Below are 19,727 nucleotides of genomic sequence, written 5' to 3'. Positions count from 1 at the left end.
TGTATCTCTGACATAGAGCGGAACCTCTGCGGTCATTTATTTGGCCGGCGAGGTGACGTTCAATTTTAATTGTGACTATTATCAGCCGGGGAAATTATGAATACAGATACAAAAAAAATGATATTGGTGTCCGTCCTCTGCGGTCTCGGTTATATGATGTATTCAGTGGATCGAATGACCGTATCCTCAGCCATTGGCTTGATTTCACATGATTTTGGCTTAGGCAAAGGCAGCTCAGGTATATTACTCAGCTCCTTCTTTTATGGTTTTATTCTGTTTTTATTCGTCTCGGGGATTATTTCCGACAAACTCAGCGGCAAACCGGTATTAATTCTTGGACTGATGTTATTTTCATTGGCCACCATATTTACCGGATTAGCCGGCAGCCTGACCGCATTAATTTTTTACCGCGTGATGACCGGGATCGGGGAGGGCATCTTCTGGCCCGCCGCCTCGTTGGAAGTGGCTAACGTGACCTCTGAAAAACAGCGCACCACCGTGATGTCGCTGTACTGGATGGGCTACCCTATCGGCGGTTTCTTCGGCACCTGGCTGGGGGCGGTGCTGGGGCCGGTCTACGGCTGGCGCATGGTCTTTTATGTCGCCGGCGGGCTGGGGATTCTGGTGGCGCTCCTTTATGCCATCCTGGTTAAAAGCGAGCCTAAATCCGCCGCCGCGCGCGTCAAGTCTAGCGTCGCCAAAGAAAAGGTTCCCTTGACTCTGCTGTTCAGCACCCCGTCCGTGTTGATGATGGCGCTTTACTACTTTCTGCTGTTGTGCGGCTGGTGGATCGTGCTGCTGTGGGCGCCGACTTTCCTGATGAACGCCAAACAAATGCCCATGAGTATGGCCGGGACGATCGCCAGCCTGCTTGGCCTGACCGGCGCGCTGGGCGGTTTCCTGCTGGGGCGTTACTGCGACAAAGGCAATTTTTCCCGCAAAAGATGGGTTCTGATCGGGATCACCGTCGCCAGCGGATTGCTGATGGCGTCTCTGATCGTCCAACTGCCGATCTATGTGGTGGTGGTGCTGGTCATGTTGCTCGGATTTATTGGTTATCCCATTACTCCGCTGGTGATCTCCTTCACCTCTGAACTGGTGCCGGTTTCCATTCGCGGCGCGGCCATTGGTTTTGTCATGAATATTGGCATGATTGCCGGCGGTATCTCTCCGGTTCTGGCTGGCTACCTGTCCGATCGCTACGACATGCCGGTGGTGTGGTTTTTCGCCGCCTGCCTGATGGCATTAAGCAGTCTGCTGCTGCTGAGAGTCAATAAAATTGAAGTCGGGTCGGATGGCGCCGTCAAGCATAAGACGCCGGGCGCTGGCGTGCTCTCCGATAGCTAACCTCTCGCCTGATAATGACCGCATCCTTACCTAACAGATTTCAATGAGTGGACTGAATATGGCACTGATTATTTCGCAGAACACGCTGGACCAATTAACCGATGTCGAGATGCCCAAACATACCGCCGCCCGCCAGCCGGATGAGACGCTGGCGCTGGGAAGCGGGGCGACCATTCCCGTTTACCGTTGCGAGACTCTGGTGGTGGGCAGCGGCGCGGCCGGATTACGCGCCGCGGTAGAGCTTAAGCGCCGGCAGGTGGATGTGCTCGTCGCCACGCAGACGCTGTTTTGGGGAACGTCCGCCTGCTCCGGTTCGGATAAGCAGACGCTGCATACCGCCGCCACCAGTAACCGGGGGGATAACTTCATTCAACTGGCCAATGCGTTGAGCGCCGGTGGCGCGATGGATGGCGATACGGCCTATGTTGAAGCCGTCGGCTCTATTGAAGCCTTTGCCGGTCTGAAATATATCGGCCTGCCTTTGCCGGAGGATCGTTACGGCGCCACGTTGCGCTACCAGACCGACCATGACGAAGCGGGGCGCGCCACCAGTTGCGGCCCGCGCACCTCCCGCCTGATGGTCAAGGTGCTGGCCGAAGAGGCGAACCGGCTGGCGGTGCCTTTCGTCGATCACTCTACGGTTATCCGTCTGTTAATCGATGACCGTTATGATGAACGGTGGATTGCCGGAGCGCTGGCGATCAATACCGGCGCACGCGGCGAGCATAACCCCGCCGGCCTGGCGCTATATCTCTGTCCGTCGCTGGTGCTGGCCGCGGGCGGTCCGGGGGAACTGTTTCGCGACAGCGTCTATCCCAACCGCTGTTTCGGATCGCTGGGGTTGGGATTGGAAGCCGGGATCCAGGCGGTAAACCTGACCGAAAATCAGTTCGGCATCGGCACCCGGCGCGATGAGTTTCCGTGGAATCTGTCCGGAACCTATGTTCAGTGTATGCCCTACATTTTTTCGCTGGACGAACAGGGGGAAGAGCATAATTTCCTGGCTGATTACTATCGCAGCACGCAGGAACTGGCGTCGAATATCTTCAGAAAAGGGTATCAATGGCCGATCCACGCCACGCGAATGCTGAATTTCGGTTCCAGCCTGGTCGATCTGGCGATTTTTTCCGAGTCCCAACTGGGTCGCACTATCTATATGGATTTCAACCGCAATCCGCAGCCGGTGCCCGGCGACCGGCCATTCAGTCTGAACGAACTGGATGACGATGTCGCACAGTATTTGACCAACAATGAAGCGTTGCTGACTATGCCGATCGATCGCTTACGGCGCATGAATCCGCTGGCTATCGAGCTCTACAAACATCACGGCCATGATATCAGCACCACGCCGCTGCCGTTTAACGTCAACCATCAGCATATGAATGGCGGGCTGGCGGTGGATAGGTGGGGGCAAACCTCGCTGGCCGGCTGTTTTGCCGTCGGGGAAGCCGCCGGCACCCACGGCGTGACCCGGCCGGGCGGCGCGGCGCTGAACGCCGGACAGGTGTTCGGCATGCGCTGCGCCCGGCAAATCGCCAGTCAGGAGACAATCGCGCCGGTGCCGCTAGCCGGTCTGCTCCGTCAAATTACAGACTGCGCGCAAGAGATCACGGTGGGAATGCATAATGAAAACGGCCTGGCGATTAGCGATATCAAGCGGGAAATTCAGCAACGGATGAGCGATAAGGCCGGATTCATCTGCCATGCCGATGACGTCAAAGAAGCGTTACTGGCGGCCAGACGGCTTAATGAACAAATACGCGAGCGGGGCGTCGCCATTCCGTTCGTCAACAAAGTGGCGGTCAGTTTTCAATGGCGTCATATGGCATTGGCATCGGAAGCGGTTCTCAGCGCGCTCGATTTTTATATCAGTCAGGGAGGCGGCAGCCGCGGCGCCAGAGCCATTTGCTCGCCGCGGGGGGAGGAAACCCCAACGACACGCGCCGGCGCGCTGGAGCAGTACCGGTTTTTGACGGAAAAACCGGAGCATAAACAGCAACAGCTGTTCGTTCGCTATCGGCCATCGGGTTTTAGCGTGACGCCGAAGCCTTTACGCGCTCTCGGCGATCTCGATGCTATCTTTTTCGAGAAAAACTGGCCCGATTTCCTGACCGGGAAAATCTATCGCTAATCATACGGCAGGGCTTTGGCCGCCATCCGCCATGAGGCCGGGCGGTGTGGTCAAAGCCTGATTTATTGAACCATGCTGTGCTAATCTGCTAAATCCTTTCCAACACGGTGACCCCGTTGTAATTCTTGGCGCAAAATGGTGGGCGGTGTCGCCACGCCGCCGATCTTGCCCCCATACGCAAGGACATGATAAATTTTCGCCTGGGTGTCGGCTGTATAGGGCAGTTAGGCAGGTTATTATCATGCGTTGGTCGGGCCGCCACGCGGAGTTTTCATTTGATGAAGCGCGACCTTTCTCAGCGTAAAATACCCCGTGTCCGTCTTTTAGCTGAACGCACTTTCGCCACTTTAGAACGTTTTGCCCATATTGAATCGGTTAGCGGCATCGTGTTGCTTGTCGCCGCGGCCATCGCGCTGATTTGGGCGAATTCCCCCTTCGCCGCCAGTTACCATCATTTATGGCATACGCCGATTTCTATCGCCATCGGATCCTTTTCATTTTCCCATCCGCTCCATTTTTGGATCAATGACGGGCTAATGGCGATCTTCTTTTTAGTGGTCGGCATGGAAATCAGATATGAAATTCACGCCGGCGCGCTGAGTAATATCAAACAGGCTACGTTGCCGATCGTGGCCGCTTTCGGCGGCGTCGCGGTTCCTGCGCTTATCTACACGCTGTTTAACAGCGATCCGGCCCGGCACCACGGATGGGCGGTGCCGACCGCGACCGATATCGCCTTTGCGGTGGGCGTTCTTGCGCTGCTGGGGCGTTCCATCCCTGGCAATGTGCGGGTGTTTCTGCTCACGCTGGCGATTATCGACGATATCATCGCCATTGTAATGATCGCCCTCTTTTATTCCGCCGGGCTTGACTATAGCGGTTTGGCGATCGCCGGAGCCGGGATATTGCTTGTCTTCGGTTTTCAGTTAATCGGCATCGGCGCGGCGCTGGCCTACGTTATTCCCGGCGTCGTTATCTGGAGCGGTTTTTTAATCATGGGCATACACCCGACGATAGCGGGAGTGGTGCTTGGTCTTATTACCCCGGTATTACCGGCGCGAATGCATGAATCCGCATTGGACAAAATTCTGCGCATCAGTAACGAATTGGCAGACCGTTATTCCGCTCAGAATAACGATGCGGGTCAGTTATCCCAGCCATTCAAACAATTGCGTTTGGCCAGGCGCGAACTTCTTCCTCCGGTAATGAGAGTGCAAATGGCGCTTCATCCGTGGGTGGCGTTTTTCATCATGCCGTTGTTTGCGCTGGCCAATGCCGGGGTGAGCGTTGACGGCGTAAATCTCTCCGCGGAAGGCGCGCATTGGGTGATGATCGGCGTGATGGCGGGGCTGGTTGCAGGCAAGCCGTTGGGCATTATCGCCGTCAGTTGGCTAATGGTTCGCGTGGGGTTATGCAAACGTCCTCCCGGCGTGTCCTGGGGCGGTATCGCCCTGATCGGGCTATTGGGGGGAATTGGCTTCACCATGTCCATTTTCATCGCCATGCTGGCGTTTTCGGACGAAAACCAGCTAGGCGCCGCCAAACTCGGCGTTTTATTAGGCTCATTGACGGCGGCTATCCTGGGGATTGCATGGGGTAAAATTTATGTAAGACGGTTGCGGGCTGCGGACGACGGCGGGCTGAAACCAGACCCGGTCGCTTGAATCAGCCATGACACTGTTACCGCCAGCGGATAACGTGGAGAGAATCATCTGGCGCGCGTACCAACCGGAGAGGCGCATTACGTTTATCGGCGAGGCTATCCACGGAGTGGGGGCGTTTACGACATGCAAACTGGATTTCGCCCGGCGCTATTGCGGCAAAAACTGGGTTTGGGTATTTGAAGCCGACCATCTGGGCATGGCGTTGTCGCATGCGAATCAGGAACCGGCAAGCGCGCGTCTGATTAATTTCCCCGCGGTGATGCGAACGAAAGAAATGCTTGGTTTGCTCACGTGGGGGATTGATGTCGGCATTCCTTGTCTGGGCGCGGATCCTATTCCACGGCGTCCATTGGCGTCGTTTCCCGCCGCATGGTTGGCGCGGCGAACTCGGCAGATGGCGTTTTTTCACAAGATACGCGGCAGCAACGGATATTTTGTCCGGCGCGACCGCTGTATGGCGCATCTGGTGCGGCAAATCGCCGGCCATTACGCCGATGCGCCATTATTGGTAATGATGCACAATATGCATGTAAAGCGATGCGGCAGCCGGGAAATTCCGTCACTAAGGCTAAAGTCGGTGCGGGAATGCCTGACCAGCGATTTTCCCGAACAGATGGAAAGTATCGCGCTTCTCGCACGTCAGGGAACCGCTTGCCACAACGATTTGACGCCGTTCTCCTTTGCCATTGACGATCCATACTCGGCGGAAGTTTTTCTTGCCGCCGCTGACCAACCGTCTTGCCTGGTCGCCGCCGCGGATATTCCATCAGAGTATGTGGCCTGGCATCACGCATTCGAACGGGAAACGCGGCCCGTCAGGGAACAATACGAATGGTGCGCTTTATTTGCGCATGTTAAAACGCCAGTCTTAACCCGGTGCGAATTAAGCGCCCGGCTGATGAATTCATATTAAACGCCTGTAAGGCGTCTATTTGTGATACACGAAAAACGAACGGTGTTTTTGTTGAAAAAATCACCGCCATGTATTTGAGCTATGATCTTTATTTTCAGCTATTGTCGGTGGTGGCGTAATTATTCATACCCCATGGTAAAGATGACTGAGGTATCCACGCTCCCTGCCGTCACTGCGCCGGCAGTCTGGTAAAGGCGGGCTTTAAACGCATAGTCTGTTGCTGAGGTGCTGGGCGCCATACCCAACGAAACTGCGGTATCCGGCGTGATGGCGGTGTTACCGTACAGCAACTGAACGCCTACGCCCGTCGCCGTGCCGCTGTCATTGGCAAAAACGGCGCTGACGTCATCGTCGACTGTACCTGAGAAAGTCAGCGTGGGTGAGATGCCGGTGGACGAACAGATCATGTTGATGGTGAAGTCAGTGCTGTTGGCGGTGGCGCCGACAGCGGTGAAACTTGGCGTAGTAGCGGTTCCCAGGTCCACACTGGTGTCGTAGCCGTTAATCGAGCAGGCTTCTGCTGTGACCGTAAAAGGGGAAAATGACCATGTCCATATAGTCAGTGACGGCAAATTAAATTCAATACCATCGGTCCAGAGTGTAAATGTACTGGTGTCGCTTGCTCCTGAAGAGACGGTGTCGGCAGTTTTTACTAACTCGAATCGCCAGTAACCGAGCATATCAACAGAAAGTCCATACCCTGAAGTAGCTACACCATCTATGCTTAAGGTCGCTGCCGCCGTTATGTCATATGCCGAGTTGTATGTTGTTGAGGCGCCATCAAGAATCCATGTAGGTCCAGAGGCGCTGGTATTTGTCATTCTTATCCCCAGACCATCTATTCCAGTATCCAAAAAACCACTGGCATTATTTTTACCATTTATCGAAAAAATGAGCAGGTCGCTTGGCCTGTAGTCACAGAAGGTTATAAAACCAGTAGGGTCTGCACCCCCTACATAACCATAATCAATAGTCGCGATGACATCGCCCACCTGAACCGTTGGACTCACTGAAACGGAACCAAAATCAAGAACGGTGGTTCCTCCCCAGGAAAAAGCGGTAAGGGCGCTAACCTCGCTGGAATCGCTGTAACATACATCGGCCATGGCCGATGGCGCCGCCATTAATCCGCCTACCAGCAGCAAACCGGCGACTGTTTTGCCGATCACGGCGTTGTCCATGGTTATCTTTTTATTCATAAAAACGCCTAAAAATAGAACGGATATAAATATTTCGGTACCAAAGAAATAAGAACCGAAACGGGCTTAAATATTGAACGAGCCTCAATATTAACCATTCGATTTAAACGATCGATAAACGACTATCAATTGCTGAATCCTTACGGTTTCAGGAGCGTTATTTTGATTGATTAAAACGATCGATCGTGCTGAATATAGGGAATTGAAACTATTAGGTTGTTGCAAATAAGTAATGATTTATGTGTGATTGCTAAATAAACTTAGCGACGGTGATTGTTTAATGTTGATGTAATTCGTCAATGATCTATTTGTTTGATGTGAGTCAAGTAAAAGTGATTTCTCTTATTTTCGAATTTGATGAGCGGCGTAATTTATCGTCGGCGACAATCCGGGAGGCGCTGGTTGTGGTATGCCATATTCACTCGGCATATTGTTCGTAACAATCTGACGCTGAGAACGCGCATCAAAAGACCGGCTTTAAAACTATCTGTTTTTCCTGCTTTATCAGGATTATTATTCCGGTTCCGTTTCTATGGCTAACAGATGCCGCAAACAGTTACAAACGGCGGAATATCGATAAAGGGATGGGAAAGGCGCTTATTCGCCGGCCCGGCAGACTCTACCTGGTATTCGGCTCGCTCAACCGATCGACCAGCATTTGGCTTTGCTCAATAAAGTGGCGGCTATCTTCGCTATTTTTTTGTAACAGGCAGACAAACAACAGGTCGATAATGGCGTTTTGCGCCGTTCTGGCGGAAATGGAGGAGCTGCGCCAGCGGGTTTCATCCGCGATGGTATCCAGCGTGTAGTCCGCCAACTCGCGCAGCGGGTTATGTTGCAGAGAGGTAATGGCGATCAGCGTCGCACCGTTTTTTTTGGCGGCGTCGGCGGCAATCAATAGCTCCCGGCGTTTGCCGGAAAATGAAATGATAATTTGTACATCGGCGGCGCTAAGAGATTGCGCGACGGTGATTTGTACATGGCTATCCAATTCATTCATTACCGGGTAGCCGATCTTCATCAGCTTATAGGCTAGATCTTTGGCGACCAGCGACGAACCGCCCACGCCGGTGATCTGAATGCGTTTGGCGGACTGGATATGTGAAACTGCCTGCTGTAGTTGAGTAAAATCAAGGCTATCGGTGGTATCCCGTAGCGCCTTTTGCTTCTCCGCGCATAGCTTTTCGGCGATATCCGTCAGGCTGTCATTGCTGTTGATGGCGTTATGAATATGCGAACTCTGCTGTTTCTGTTTCGATACCTGTTGCCCCCACTCTTCGATTAACGCCATCTTGAAGTCGGTAAAGCCCTTCAGCCCCAGCTTCTGCGCAAATTTGATAATGCTGGATTGGCTGATGCCCAGAACCGCCGCCAGCCCCTGTGAAGAAAGCCGCTTTAACTTATCGGGATTTTCCAGCACGTAATCCGCGATCTTGCGCTCGCCGGGAGTCAATATCGCTTTGTTATGAATAATTTTTTGCGTGTATCTCATTGTGGAAACTCACATAGTCGACAGAACGGATAACCAGGCCCGAGTCATCTTACGTTGCATGTCGCCAAAATCAAAACGTTGCCGTTAGCAACCCCCTCCCGGCCTCCCCCTTGTCAGGGGGAGGAGCCAACGCATTAAAAATACTGGATTTGTTTCTTCCCCTTGTCAGGGGGAGGAGCCAACGCATTAAAAATGCTCGGCTTTCTCCCTCCCCTAGGACTATCTCTTAGTTACAAATGTAGGGGCTATGAGGGGGTTTGCCGTTTTCCGGCGTAAGAAATTATGCTGAGGAGATAGCAGGCTTAGGATGAGCCGCACGGACGCGGCGAAAGCTTGCGCCACGTATGGAACGTGTCGCAAGCGGTCCGTTAAGCCTGATACCGACGAAGGCATCGCGCAGCGACATAATTTAGCCGCAAGCCGGGGTTCACAGGGGGCTGGCGTTTGGGCCCCCTGTGTCGGGCGCGTGCTATGACATGGCATAGAAATGGCGGTATTGTGGCGCACGAAACTGTCTCTGAGTCTGCATAAAAATGTGACTAAGCGACAGCTTGTCACGGAGAGGCGTCGGCGCATTAAAAATACTGGGCTTTCTCCCTCCCCAGGGAAGGGGAGGGCCGGGGTGGGGTTAGAGCCTGAAGGTTTATTCGCGATATGAATAAAATATTATTTAATTAGTCCATAATTAAGTATAAATTATTCCTTCACTGTACAAATATGATGCAATCCTCTTATGAAAATAGATTTATCCGCCCTGATCACCGAGAGCCGTAATCAGGTCAGCGAGAACATTGATACGCTGCCGACGCTGGAGATGCTCAAAGTCATTAATAAAGAAGATCAAAAGGTTGCCCTGGCCGTCGAACGGGTGTTGCCGCAGGTGGCGCAGGCCGTGGATGCGATAAGCGCCGCTTTTGCGCGCGGCGGCCGCCTGATTTACAGCGGAGCCGGTACTTCCGGGCGGCTGGGGATCCTGGACGCCAGCGAATGTCCTCCGACCTATGGTACGCCCCGCGGGCAGGTGGTCGGCCTGATTGCCGGAGGACATCCGGCGATTTTACAGGCGGTGGAGAATGCCGAGGATAACGTGGCGCAAGGCGCGCAGGATCTGCGCGATCTGAATTTCAATTCTTGCGATGTGCTGGTGGGCATTGCCGCCAGCGGACGCACGCCCTATGTCCTGGGGGCGATGAGCTATGCCCGATCTCTGGGCGCGACGGTGGCGGCCCTGACCTGTAACCCAGATAGCGAAATGAGCCGCTTGGCTGATATTGCCATTGAACCGGTAGTGGGGCCGGAGGTCGTCACCGGCTCGTCGCGGATGAAGGCGGCGACGGCCCAGAAACTGGTGCTCAATATGCTGACCACCGGATCGATGATCCGCAGTGGAAAGGTGTACGGCAACCTGATGGTGGACGTTGAAGCCACCAACGCCAAATTGGTTCAGCGTCAGATCAACATCGTTATGCAGGCGACGGGATGTGACCACCAGCGCGCCAGCGACGCGCTGAGCCAGTGCGGTAACCACTGTAAAACGGCGATTGTTATGGTACTGGCTCATCTTTCCGCCGCAGACGCGAGCGCGATGTTGACGCGAAACAACGGCTTTATTCGATCGGCATTACACCACACAGGACATCATAGCGATGGCGAAAATAAATGAAGCAATGATCGAACAAATTCTCGTGCATGTGGGCGGCGGCGGCAATATCACGCTTTGCGGCAACTGTATGACGAGGCTGCGTTTAACGCTGGAAGACCGGGAGTTGGTCGAACAGGATGCGCTGAAACGCATTGCCGGCGTGATGGGGGTAATTGAAGGAGACAACCAGCTACAAATTGTGCTTGGCCCCGGTAAGGCGCAAACCGCCGCCGAGATGATGAATGCGCTGCTGAGCCGCGCCGCGTCGGAAAACGCAGAGGCGGGCAGGGATCTCAAGGCGATCGCATCAGAGAATAAAAAGCAGATCAAAGCGAAACAGAGCAGCGCCATTCATCACTTTTTCAGCAAATTCGCCACTATCTTTACGCCGCTGATCCCAGGCTTCATTGCCGCCGGGCTGCTGCTGGGGATCGCCACCCTGCTGGAACAAAGTCTGGTGCTGGGTGTTGAGTCTCCTAACCCTTGGCTGATTAGCGCCATTGGTTATATGAAGGTCTTCAGTAAGGGGCTCTTCGCCTTTCTGAGTATTCTGATCGGCCATAATGCGCAAAAGGCCTTCGGCGGTACCGGCGTGAACGGCGCCATTATCGCCTCGCTTTTTGTGCTGGGTTATGTGCCGGACGCCAAAGTCGGTTACTACGCGGGAATCGATAATTTCTTTGGTCTGCCTATCGATCCCAGAGGCAGTATCATTGGCGTGCTGATCGCCACGATTATGGGCGCCTGGGTCGAGCGCAGGGTACGGAAATTTATGCCCGATAATCTGGATATGATCCTGACTTCGCTGGTTACCCTGCTGATTATGGGCGCGGTAACGTTCGTGGTGATCATGCCGATCGGGGGCGAGCTGTTCAAGGGAATGTCATGGTTGTTCCTGCACCTGAACGGCAATCCGCTTGGCAGCGCGGTTCTGGCCGGGCTCTTCCTCATTGCGGTGATGTTCGGCATTCATCAGGGGTTTGTGCCGGTCTATTTCGCCCTGATGGATGCTCAGGGATTTAACTCGCTGTTTCCGATTCTGGCCATGGCCGGCGGGGGACAGGTCGGCGCATCGCTAGCGCTGTTTGTCAGAGCCAAAACCGGCTCCGTGCTGCGTACCCAGATCAAGGGGGCGATTATTCCGGGCATTCTCGGTATTGGCGAACCGCTGATTTACGGGGTCACGTTGCCCAGATTGAAACCCTTTATCACCGCCTGTCTGGGCGGCGCAGCCGGGGGGTTCTTCATCGGTCTGGTGGCCTATCTGGGATTGCCTATCGGCCTGAATACCGTTTTTGGTCCTTCCGGCGTGGTGTCTATTCCGCTGATGACCTCCGGGCAGGGCATCTATGCCGGTATTCTGGTGTATATCGCCGGGCTGCTGGTGTCTTACATCGCGGGTTTCATTTTTACCTGGTTCTTCGGCAGTAAGCATGTTGATTTAAGCTGAGTTAACCCGCATTCACGCGGAAAAAGTAGACCTACCGGCCGTTATCATAACTTCGGTCGGCTGGTCATTATGGACAAGCCTGCCGGGAGTATGATCAAACGGGTATACATTTCGAGACATTTAATTAACATGCATGGTCATTTGACCATGAAAAATACGTTTTTTTATTTAATTTTCGAATGGCGATTGGCTGGCAATCAACCAAACTATATTTCAATTGTTACTTATTTTATGGGTGAATATTCTATATTTAGTGAAATATTATTGATTATTTAGATGTTTATTCTTTTTTTATATTATTTCGAACGCGAGAAAATATAAGAATTTTGTCTACACTATAAACAGAATTAATTTTGACATCATGTTCAATAAATAAGCACAGGGAGGTATTTGCTTCTCTTTTTAAATGATTTTTTTAAATATATATTCAATAGTTACTGATATATGGACATAGAGAAAGAGATAATAAATGCGTCAGCAGTTTATTGTAGGATAAAGTATCTATGGATACATAGTAACCTATGTAAAACTAACTGCGTAACAGCGATAATTGTTAGCGTGTTAGGGATGTTTTATATTCCATAAATATGTAAAAAATACAAAAAATAACATTAATTGACCGGATCGAAAGTTTTTAGGATGGCCTGTTCCTGATTAATAACGTTCTGGTGTTTCTATTCTTTATAAGGTTAATTGGCATGGTTGATCTGGAGCAATCCATATCTCGTCTGACAAAAACGCTTTATCCGCATACACATTCAGCTACACCCAGCGAAGTTGTTAAAGGGAAGCGACGCTATCATCTTCATACCGGAGGCGAGAAGTTTATCTATTTTCTTGATGAGGGTGAATTTTTAATGAAGCGCACCAGAGATAATAAAGTTATCTCGGTCATTTTATCTCCGTCTATTGTGGGCTGGTCTCAGGCGCTATTAGATTGCGACGATATTTATCTTGAAAGAATTGATTACGGAAAAATAAGATGCGTACCCTTTGATCTGGCTTTCAGGGTAGTTACCGCCTATCAGCGATTTGATGACGTTCTGAAAATTGCTAATTTCTGGTTTCATTATCTGGTCAACTTTTGTGTCGATAACGACGGCGATTCGATCTCTATCGTAGAGAAAATGCTGGTTTCCCTGAATAATCTTCCACCTGAGGTCAGGCAGCGTTTTAGCGCGTTAACCTTTATTGCCGAGAGAACATCGTTGTCGAAAAGTACGATATTCAGGATTTTGAAGAAACTTCAGGAGGAACATATCATCGAGCTGGAGAATGGCCGGTTAAAACAAATCTTTTTTAATGAAAAGTCTAATTAGTGTTCTAACACGTTGCAGACTGGATACGTAGTCGCCTACGTATCCGGTTAATCGTACGATTTCCGCCTTTCCTTACTTTCAGTTCAGCAATACTTCCCTCGATCTTTACTTATTGCCGCAGAAGTCCTACCTGTTATTTTCCCCATGCCGGCGTATTTTGATAATCATCTATGGATATTGAATTATGTCGATATATTTTATCCGTATATAAATATCCTATTAATAATAAGATAGGGGTGGGATTTATAAGGTTGCCGTATTTTTATAATATTTAACAATTAAAAAACATATTTGTTCATATGCCTGTTTTTTATTTTTTTTGCAATTTTTTATTGTTGACCTTCACCCCAAAAAAAATGGGGCGTTGTTTTAAATGATGAGTCATCGTTAGGTTATTGTTCTGTGATTGCCGGCCCAAGATCGATTATGTGAGTCTTTTTGTCTGTATTCGCCGGTTTTTGGCCTCTTTGCCCACAATTCTATGTTTTTTAAAAATAATAAGAGGGCGGAAAGGATGCTGTGTATGCAGTGTTTTTCTCAACATGACTACTTATGACGCTATATACAGACATTCATTTCAGTGTGCCTTTATATCAGCGTCAGGATGGAGTAGGCAGGCGAGAAATATCCGTGTGGCCGCTACGCCACATTCATTTTATTGGTCATTCATATAGCCTTTTATTGGTAATAAGGAATCGTCACTTATGCGTAAATTACTACTCAGTGCCCTGATCGGTGCATCTGTGCTGTCATCTGGTTTGGCTGCCGCCGCAACAACCGTTTCTGGCGGTACCGTTCATTTTAAAGGCGAAATTGTTAACGCTGCCTGTGCGGTAAGCACCAACTCTGCCGACCAGACCGTAAACCTGGGCCAGTACCGTACGGCTAACTTCACCGCGGTGGGGGCATATACCAGCAAGGTTCCATTCACTATCAAACTTGAAGATTGTGATACCACCGTCTCTACTACCGCCGCTGTTGCTTTCAATGGTTCAGCTGATTCTACCGATAACACTGTGCTGTCCACCAGCAACATCACTAATGGTGGCGCCGGCGCGGCAAGCGGCGTAGGTATTGAAATTTCCGACAGCAAAGGCACCGTATTGCCGCCAAACGGTTCTACTTTCTCCGCTGCGCAAACTCTGGTTAACGGTAACGGTAACACGTTGAATTTTACCGCACGTTATAAATCAACTCTGGAAGCCGTTACCCCTGGTCAGGCTGACGCGGATGCCACCTTCACCATGCAGTATGAATAAGTCGTAACACGTATAAGGATGTGAACAGAAGCCAGGGATGGCTGATTCAGTTGGAAAAGGTCATTGCAAGGACACCCATTCACCGCCACCGCGCGATGGCGTTCTGTTGCTCCCATTTTCGCCTGTCGTCCGACAGATGCAGTCCTGCGGCCGTTAGGGAACCGACTGTTTTGCGTCTATTTATACATCAATTATGCGTCAACGAGGTCTAACGTGTTTAATTCCCCATCATTATATGTGACGTCATTACGCGAGTTAGCTCGCGTCGGCATGGTGTTTTTTTCTTTATTGACGGTTTCTCACGCCGCACTGGCGGGGGGGATCGGCCTTGGCGCTACGCGTGTTATCTATCCCATCGGCGCGACCCAGACATCATTGGCCGTCAACAACAGCGATGAAAAATCGCGTTTTCTGATTCAATCCTGGGTGGAAGACAGCAGCGGCAATAAAACCGGCGATTTCGTCGTCACGCCGCCGCTGTTTGTCGCCAATCCTAAAGGCGAAAATACGCTGCGCATCATGTATGCCGGCAAACCGCTGCCGACTGACCGAGAGTCTATTTTCTGGATGAACGTCAAGGCGATTCCCTCGGTGGATAAAAACGACCTGCAGAATAAAAATGTGCTGCAACTGGCGGTATTGTCGCGTATCAAGTTGTTCGTGCGTCCGGCCAATCTGGCTATTTCATCTATTGACGCGCCAGACAAACTGCATTTCAGCCGAGTGAACGAAACGGCCCGCATCGATAACCCCACGCCTTATTACATTACGTTAGTCAACATCAATAGAAGCGGGAAAAAGCTGCCCAATACCATGGTGCCGCCCATGGGGAATGTTTCGATAGCGCTCCCTGCCGGGACCAGCGGCGATCTGACCTATCAGACCATCAACGATTACGGTGGCAATACGCCCAAAGCGATCGGCGTACTGAAGTGATTTCAGCGCATCGCCACTGGCAGCAAAAATAAAGTAAATAAAAGCGCAATGACCCCATTTTCGCTTGCGGGCGCGTTTTCGTTATAACAGCGAGGATTTTCGAATGCAGTCGCTAATCCCTATACATTGTCGCCTGAATCCGCTATATCAGGCGATTATATTGAGCATCGCGCTGCCATTCGGCGGCGCATCGGCCGAAGAGTATTTTAATCCGTCGTTTCTATCGAACGACCCGTCAGCCGTTGCCGATCTATCGCGTTTCGAACGTGGCGAAGGACAGCCTCCCGGTCTTTATCGCGTGGATATTTATATCAACGACGAGTTTGCCACTTCCCGCGATGTCTCTTTTCACGCCAGACCTGCCGCCGCGAAAAACGCCGCCGCGCCGGCAGCAGATGACACCGGGCTGGAAGCCTGTCTGACACGGCCGATGCTGTCGCAACTTAATATCAATGTAGGCTCTATTCCCGACATCGCGCAGGCGCCCAGCGATAAATGCATACCGCTGGCGGCGGCGATTCCCGATGCCAGCAGTATCTTCAATTTCGAGCTGCAACGTCTTTATCTCAGCGTGCCGCAAGTCGCGTTGACGCACAGCGGGCGCGGCTATATTCCACCGGAACAGTGGGATGACGGTATCACCACCGCATTGCTCAATTACCATTTCACCGGTAGCAACACCTCCGGCGGCAGCACTAACAGCAATAACTATTTTCTCAATTTAGACAGCGGAATTAACTGGAAAGGCTGGCGCCTGCGTGACTTCTCTACCTGGAACTATAACCAGCAGCACAACGTCAGCAACAGCGAATGGCAGCACGTCAGCACTTATTTACAACATGCGGTCACGCCCTGGCGCAGTCAGGTGACGATCGGCGACAGCACCACGCCTGGCGAAGTGTTCGACAGCCTTGGCTTTCGCGGTGTGCAATTGGCGTCTGACGACACCATGCTGCCGGACAGCCTGCGCGGTTTCGCTCCCACGATTCGCGGAATCGCCAAGAGCAACGCCCGCGTCACCATCCGGCAAAACGGCTACGTCATTTATCAGGCGTACGTCGCGCCCGGCGCGTTCGTTATCAACGATCTTTACCCCACGTCATCCAGCGGTGACTTGCAAGTGACCGTTACCGAAAGCGACAACAGCGTCAATAGCTTTACCCTGCCTTATTCGGCCGTGCCGCTGCTGCAACGAGAAGGCCACGTCAAATACGCCGTTACGCTGGCGGAATACCGCAGCAACCTGAGTCAGCAGGATAAACCGAAATTCGCACAGGGCACATTGGTCTGGGGGTTGCCGCACGGCACGACGCTGTACGGCGGCAGCCAGTTGTCGGAAGACTATCAATCCGCGGCATTCGGCGCCGGGCAGAATTTGGGTTATTGGGGCGCGCTCTCTTTGGACGTCACGCAGGCCCATACCAAACTGGCGGACGGCAGCGAGCATGACGGCCAGTCGGCGCGTTTCCTGTACGCCAAATCGCTTAATGACCTCGGCACCAACTTCCAGCTTCTCGGCTACCGCTATTCCACCAAAGGCTTCTTTACGCTGGATGAAGCCAGCTACAAGAATATGCAGGGTTACACCATAGATGATTCGGTGACCGATCGTATCGTCTACCGCGACTACTATGACCTGCGTCATGCCAAGAAAAGCCAAATGCAAATCAATATTTCTCAGCAGTTGGCCGAGGGGATGGGGTCGATATTCTTCTCCGCCAACCGTCAGACCTATTGGCAAAGCGACCGCAGCAATGAGCTGTGGCAAGTGGGCTACAGCGGTAACTATAACAACATTAGTTATAACCTGACGTACAGCTACAACAAAAGCCAGGGGCTTGACGATAGCGATCGGATGGTGTCGTTCAACCTCTCGCTGCCGCTTGGTCAATGGCTCAGCCCCGTACAAAACAAAGGCATATTCAGCAATTCCAGCAACAGTATGTACGCGACGTATAACGCCACCACCGACAACCGCCACCGCACCGTTCATCAGGCCGGCGTCAGCGGAACGCTGCTGGAAGATAATAATCTCAATTACAGCGTGCGGCAGGGCTATGGGAATAAAAACATCGGCTACAGCGGCGGTGTTGACCTTAATTATCAAGGCGCTTACGGCAATAGCAACGTCGGGTACAACTACTACCGCGATTACCATCAGGTGAACTACGGTTTGAACGGCGGCATTGTCGCCCATGCCAACGGCATCACCCTCAGCCAACCGCTGGGCGACACCAATGTGTTAATCAAGGCGCCCGGAGCCGAAGATGTGAAGCTGCTCAATACCACCGGTATTCATACCGACTGGCGTGGTTATGCGGTAATTCCTTATGCCAGCGTGTATCGCGCCAACCGCATTGCCCTGGATATCGATTCGCTGAAAACCAATACCGAGATCGACAACGCCGTGGTGAATGTGGTGCCGACGCGCGGCGCATTGGTGCGGGCGGACTTCCGTGCCCGTGTGGGGGGCCGCGCCCTGATTACCCTGTTGCAACGGGATGGAAAACCGGTGCCGTTTGGCGCGCAGGTTACGCGCACCGATAGCGATTACACCGGCATCGTCGGCGACAACGGTCAGGTATTCCTGTCGGGGCTGCCGAACAAAGGCTCGCTGAAAGTTGAATGGGGCGGCGGCGCGCAGCAGCAATGTCTGGTCGATTATGCGTTGCCGAACGGTAGTGAAAATCAGCCAATAACCTACTCCAAAGCGGGATGCCAATGAAAATGAAACAGCTTATGAAAAAAACGCTCAACGCCGTGCGCGGCAATGGGCTTTGGTTAACGCTGGCGGCAGGCGCGCTGGGACTGCCGCAGGTAGGGTGGGCAGCGCAGTGCAGCACGGTCAGCGGCTCTCCGACCACCTACAACTTCGCCTATACCATCGCCTCCACTCAGAACTATACCGGTTATGAGACCGGGTGGCGGGATGAAACCGCATCCGGATCGTCGGCGATCGGCGGCGCATGCACAGGCGGACCCGATACCTATTTTACCTCAACGGTCGGGCCGTCGCTGATCTTCGCCGTTGCCGAAGGCGATACCAAATGGTACGACATCGGCGGTAATGATTACCTGCAAGTCGCCTCGCAGATCGGTATCAATAACGTCAACCTGGGACAACTTCAGTACCAGTATGTTCCTTTCACCGACGTCAATAATTACTGCAACGGGCGCTGCGGCTCGACGCTGGCCAGCGGCAGCCGCGTACGGGTCAATTTCCGCATTAAACGTCCGTTCGTCGGCATCACCACTATTTCATCTATTCCGATCTTCTATCTGTACGCCAATCAGGGCGGAGCCGGTCAGGGCACCGGCACCCCGATCGCGGTGGGCTATTTGAGCGGTACGGTCACGGTGCCGCAAAGCTGTGAACTGAACGCCGGGCAAATCATCGCCATCGATTTCGGCAGCGTTTCGACCGGCGCTTTTAAAACCGCCGGTCAGATAGCGGAGGGCGTAACGCCTGTCAGCCGCAACATTGGTATTCAGTGCAAGGGCATTGAAGCGCAGACCAGCCTGTCGCTGCGCGTACAGGCTGACACGGTAAAAGACAATATGATCGTGTCCGACAATGCCGACATCGGATTCATCATCACCGACAGCGACAACAACCCGCTGACGCCCAACGCCCTATCGAGCGTGATCCCGTTCGTGCTTGACGACGCCGCCAGCGCGAATGTCAGGATCGGCGCTTATCCGGTCAGCGTTACCGGGCAGACGCCGAAAGTCGGTCTGGCGACCGGCAAAGGTTATTTGCGCGTCGACTTCTACTAACAGGAGAACATCAGGTGAACGCTCCTTTATCTACCCGCATTAATGCCCGCGCCTTCGGCCACCGTGGTTTGCAACTTGGCGGCGCGCTGTTGCTGGCCGCGCTGGCGCCATCCGTACAGGCGGATTTGGGGCTGAGCAATATGCAATTGACTGTTACGGTGATCGCCAACAGTTGCGTCGTCAGCCAGGATAGCGTCAACAAAACCGTGGATCTGGGCAGTTGGGCCAGCAAACAGTTTATCGGCACGCAGAAAAGTCCGGAGGCGACGCCTTTCCAGATTAATTTGGAAGACTGCGCCGCGGCGGCGACCGGCGTACAGGTCACCTTTTCCGGCACCCAGGACGCGACCGATAGCACCATGCTGGCGCTGAGTAGCGATAGCACCGCGACTAACCTCGCGGTGGAAATTTTGGATAAAGATCGCAATCAAATTCCACTTGGTCAGGCGAGCGAAGTTTATGCGTTGACCGCCAACGCCAGTAGCGCATCGCTGATGTTCTATGGGAGGTATGTGCGAACCGGCGCCGCGGTAACGCCGGGGTCCGCCAATGCCGATGCCACATTTACGCTGAGCTATCAGTAATCGGCGAGAGAGTA

Annotated in this window: 14 protein-coding genes and 1 pseudogene; 13 read left to right on the top strand and 2 right to left on the bottom strand. The window is 52.5% G+C overall.

All coding sequences use genetic code 11. From position 1 onward, the window contains the following. The first annotated feature begins 96 nt into the window (after positions 1-96). The 4 genes from ACN28R_RS11380 to ACN28R_RS11365 all read left to right on the top strand — a co-directional run bounded on the left by ACN28R_RS11380 (position 97) and on the right by ACN28R_RS11365 (position 6,055). Positions 97-1,347, top strand: coding sequence for an MFS transporter (locus ACN28R_RS11380; RefSeq protein ID WP_095834462.1), 1,251 nt, complete (start codon positions 97-99; stop codon positions 1,345-1,347). Positions 1,348-1,405: 58 nt separating this feature from the next. Then, positions 1,406-3,478, top strand: coding sequence for an FAD-dependent oxidoreductase (locus ACN28R_RS11375; RefSeq protein ID WP_095834461.1), 2,073 nt, complete (start codon positions 1,406-1,408; stop codon positions 3,476-3,478). 278 nt (positions 3,479-3,756) lie between these two features. Then, on the top strand, positions 3,757-5,142 hold the full coding sequence (nhaA, locus tag ACN28R_RS11370) for a Na+/H+ antiporter NhaA (RefSeq protein WP_095834460.1): 1,386 nt from the start codon (positions 3,757-3,759) through the stop codon (positions 5,140-5,142). Positions 5,143-5,149: 7 nt separating this feature from the next. Next, positions 5,150-6,055 carry a TraB/GumN family protein gene (locus ACN28R_RS11365; protein WP_095834459.1) on the top strand — a complete coding sequence of 302 codons (906 nt, stop codon included), beginning with the start codon at positions 5,150-5,152 and terminating at the stop codon, positions 6,053-6,055. Between the two features lie 119 nt (positions 6,056-6,174). Here the strand turns inward: ACN28R_RS11365 and ACN28R_RS11360 are convergent, their stop codons facing one another. Next, on the bottom strand, positions 6,175-7,254 hold the full coding sequence (locus ACN28R_RS11360) for a fimbrial protein (RefSeq protein WP_095834458.1): 1,080 nt from the start codon (positions 7,252-7,254) through the stop codon (positions 6,175-6,177). A gap of 408 nt (positions 7,255-7,662) precedes the next feature. Here ACN28R_RS11360 and ACN28R_RS11355 point away from each other — a divergent pair. Beyond that, positions 7,663-7,751: pseudogene (locus ACN28R_RS11355) on the top strand (IS1 family transposase); the annotation flags it as partial. Between the two features lie 122 nt (positions 7,752-7,873). On the opposite strand, the gene ACN28R_RS11350 reads toward ACN28R_RS11355, so the two are convergent. Then, complete coding sequence (locus ACN28R_RS11350; RefSeq protein ID WP_095834457.1) at positions 7,874-8,746, bottom strand: SIS domain-containing protein; 873 nt, start codon at positions 8,744-8,746, stop codon at positions 7,874-7,876. Positions 8,747-9,479: 733 nt separating this feature from the next. Here ACN28R_RS11350 and murQ point away from each other — a divergent pair. The 8 genes from murQ to ACN28R_RS11310 all read left to right on the top strand — a co-directional run bounded on the left by murQ (position 9,480) and on the right by ACN28R_RS11310 (position 19,713). After that, a complete protein-coding gene (gene murQ, locus ACN28R_RS11345) occupies positions 9,480-10,409 on the top strand; it encodes an N-acetylmuramic acid 6-phosphate etherase (RefSeq protein WP_095834456.1) in 930 nt (309 codons plus the stop codon). Beyond that, positions 10,393-11,838 (top strand): PTS N-acetylmuramic acid transporter subunit IIBC, encoded by a 1,446-nt coding sequence (gene murP / locus ACN28R_RS11340; RefSeq protein WP_095834455.1) that lies wholly within the window; start codon positions 10,393-10,395, stop codon positions 11,836-11,838. The genes murQ and murP overlap by 17 nt, the downstream gene beginning before the upstream one ends. Positions 11,839-12,536: 698 nt before the next feature. Beyond that, entirely contained in the window at positions 12,537-13,157 is a 621-nt protein-coding gene (locus tag ACN28R_RS11335) for a helix-turn-helix domain-containing protein (RefSeq protein ID WP_095834453.1), read from the top strand. Positions 13,158-13,861: 704 nt separating this feature from the next. Further along, on the top strand, positions 13,862-14,416 hold the full coding sequence (fimA, locus tag ACN28R_RS11330; RefSeq protein ID WP_048639538.1) for a type 1 fimbrial major subunit FimA: 555 nt from the start codon (positions 13,862-13,864) through the stop codon (positions 14,414-14,416). Positions 14,417-14,686: 270 nt separating this feature from the next. Further along, complete coding sequence (locus ACN28R_RS11325) at positions 14,687-15,352, top strand: fimbria/pilus periplasmic chaperone (RefSeq protein WP_095834452.1); 666 nt, start codon at positions 14,687-14,689, stop codon at positions 15,350-15,352. 103 nt (positions 15,353-15,455) lie between these two features. After that, the gene (locus ACN28R_RS11320) at positions 15,456-18,077 is read left to right on the top strand and encodes a fimbrial biogenesis usher protein (protein ID WP_095834451.1); all 2,622 of its coding nucleotides are present in this window, start codon (positions 15,456-15,458) and stop codon (positions 18,075-18,077) included. A gap of 14 nt (positions 18,078-18,091) precedes the next feature. Beyond that, positions 18,092-19,129: a fimbrial protein gene (locus tag ACN28R_RS11315; protein WP_236840216.1), complete on the top strand. Its 1,038-nt coding sequence runs from the start codon at positions 18,092-18,094 to the stop codon at positions 19,127-19,129. Positions 19,130-19,143: 14 nt separating this feature from the next. Next, entirely contained in the window at positions 19,144-19,713 is a 570-nt protein-coding gene (locus ACN28R_RS11310; RefSeq protein ID WP_095834450.1) for a fimbrial protein, read from the top strand. Positions 19,714-19,727: the final 14 nt, after the last annotated feature.

It is taken from the genome of Brenneria goodwinii, from assembly GCF_002291445.1.
Taxonomy (GTDB): Bacteria; Pseudomonadota; Gammaproteobacteria; order Enterobacterales; family Enterobacteriaceae; genus Brenneria; species Brenneria goodwinii.
This window is presented reverse-complemented; position numbering and strand designations above follow the sequence as displayed.

Excerpts from the sequence above, each read along its gene's own strand:
- ACN28R_RS11380 (WP_095834462.1), top strand. The coding sequence starts at position 97 with ATGAATACAGATACAAAAAAAATGATATTGGTGTCCGTCCTCTGCGGT.
- ACN28R_RS11375 (WP_095834461.1), top strand. The coding sequence starts at position 1,406 with ATGGCACTGATTATTTCGCAGAACACGCTGGACCAATTAACCGATGTC.
- nhaA (WP_095834460.1), top strand. The coding sequence starts at position 3,757 with ATGAAGCGCGACCTTTCTCAGCGTAAAATACCCCGTGTCCGTCTTTTA.
- ACN28R_RS11365 (WP_095834459.1), top strand. The coding sequence starts at position 5,150 with ATGACACTGTTACCGCCAGCGGATAACGTGGAGAGAATCATCTGGCGC.
- ACN28R_RS11360 (WP_095834458.1), bottom strand. The coding sequence starts at position 7,254 with ATGAATAAAAAGATAACCATGGACAACGCCGTGATCGGCAAAACAGTC.
- ACN28R_RS11350 (WP_095834457.1), bottom strand. The coding sequence starts at position 8,746 with ATGAGATACACGCAAAAAATTATTCATAACAAAGCGATATTGACTCCC.
- murQ (WP_095834456.1), top strand. The coding sequence starts at position 9,480 with ATGAAAATAGATTTATCCGCCCTGATCACCGAGAGCCGTAATCAGGTC.
- murP (WP_095834455.1), top strand. The coding sequence starts at position 10,393 with ATGGCGAAAATAAATGAAGCAATGATCGAACAAATTCTCGTGCATGTG.
- ACN28R_RS11335 (WP_095834453.1), top strand. The coding sequence starts at position 12,537 with ATGGTTGATCTGGAGCAATCCATATCTCGTCTGACAAAAACGCTTTAT.
- fimA (WP_048639538.1), top strand. The coding sequence starts at position 13,862 with ATGCGTAAATTACTACTCAGTGCCCTGATCGGTGCATCTGTGCTGTCA.
- ACN28R_RS11325 (WP_095834452.1), top strand. The coding sequence starts at position 14,687 with ATGGTGTTTTTTTCTTTATTGACGGTTTCTCACGCCGCACTGGCGGGG.
- ACN28R_RS11320 (WP_095834451.1), top strand. The coding sequence starts at position 15,456 with ATGCAGTCGCTAATCCCTATACATTGTCGCCTGAATCCGCTATATCAG.
- ACN28R_RS11315 (WP_236840216.1), top strand. The coding sequence starts at position 18,092 with ATGAAAAAAACGCTCAACGCCGTGCGCGGCAATGGGCTTTGGTTAACG.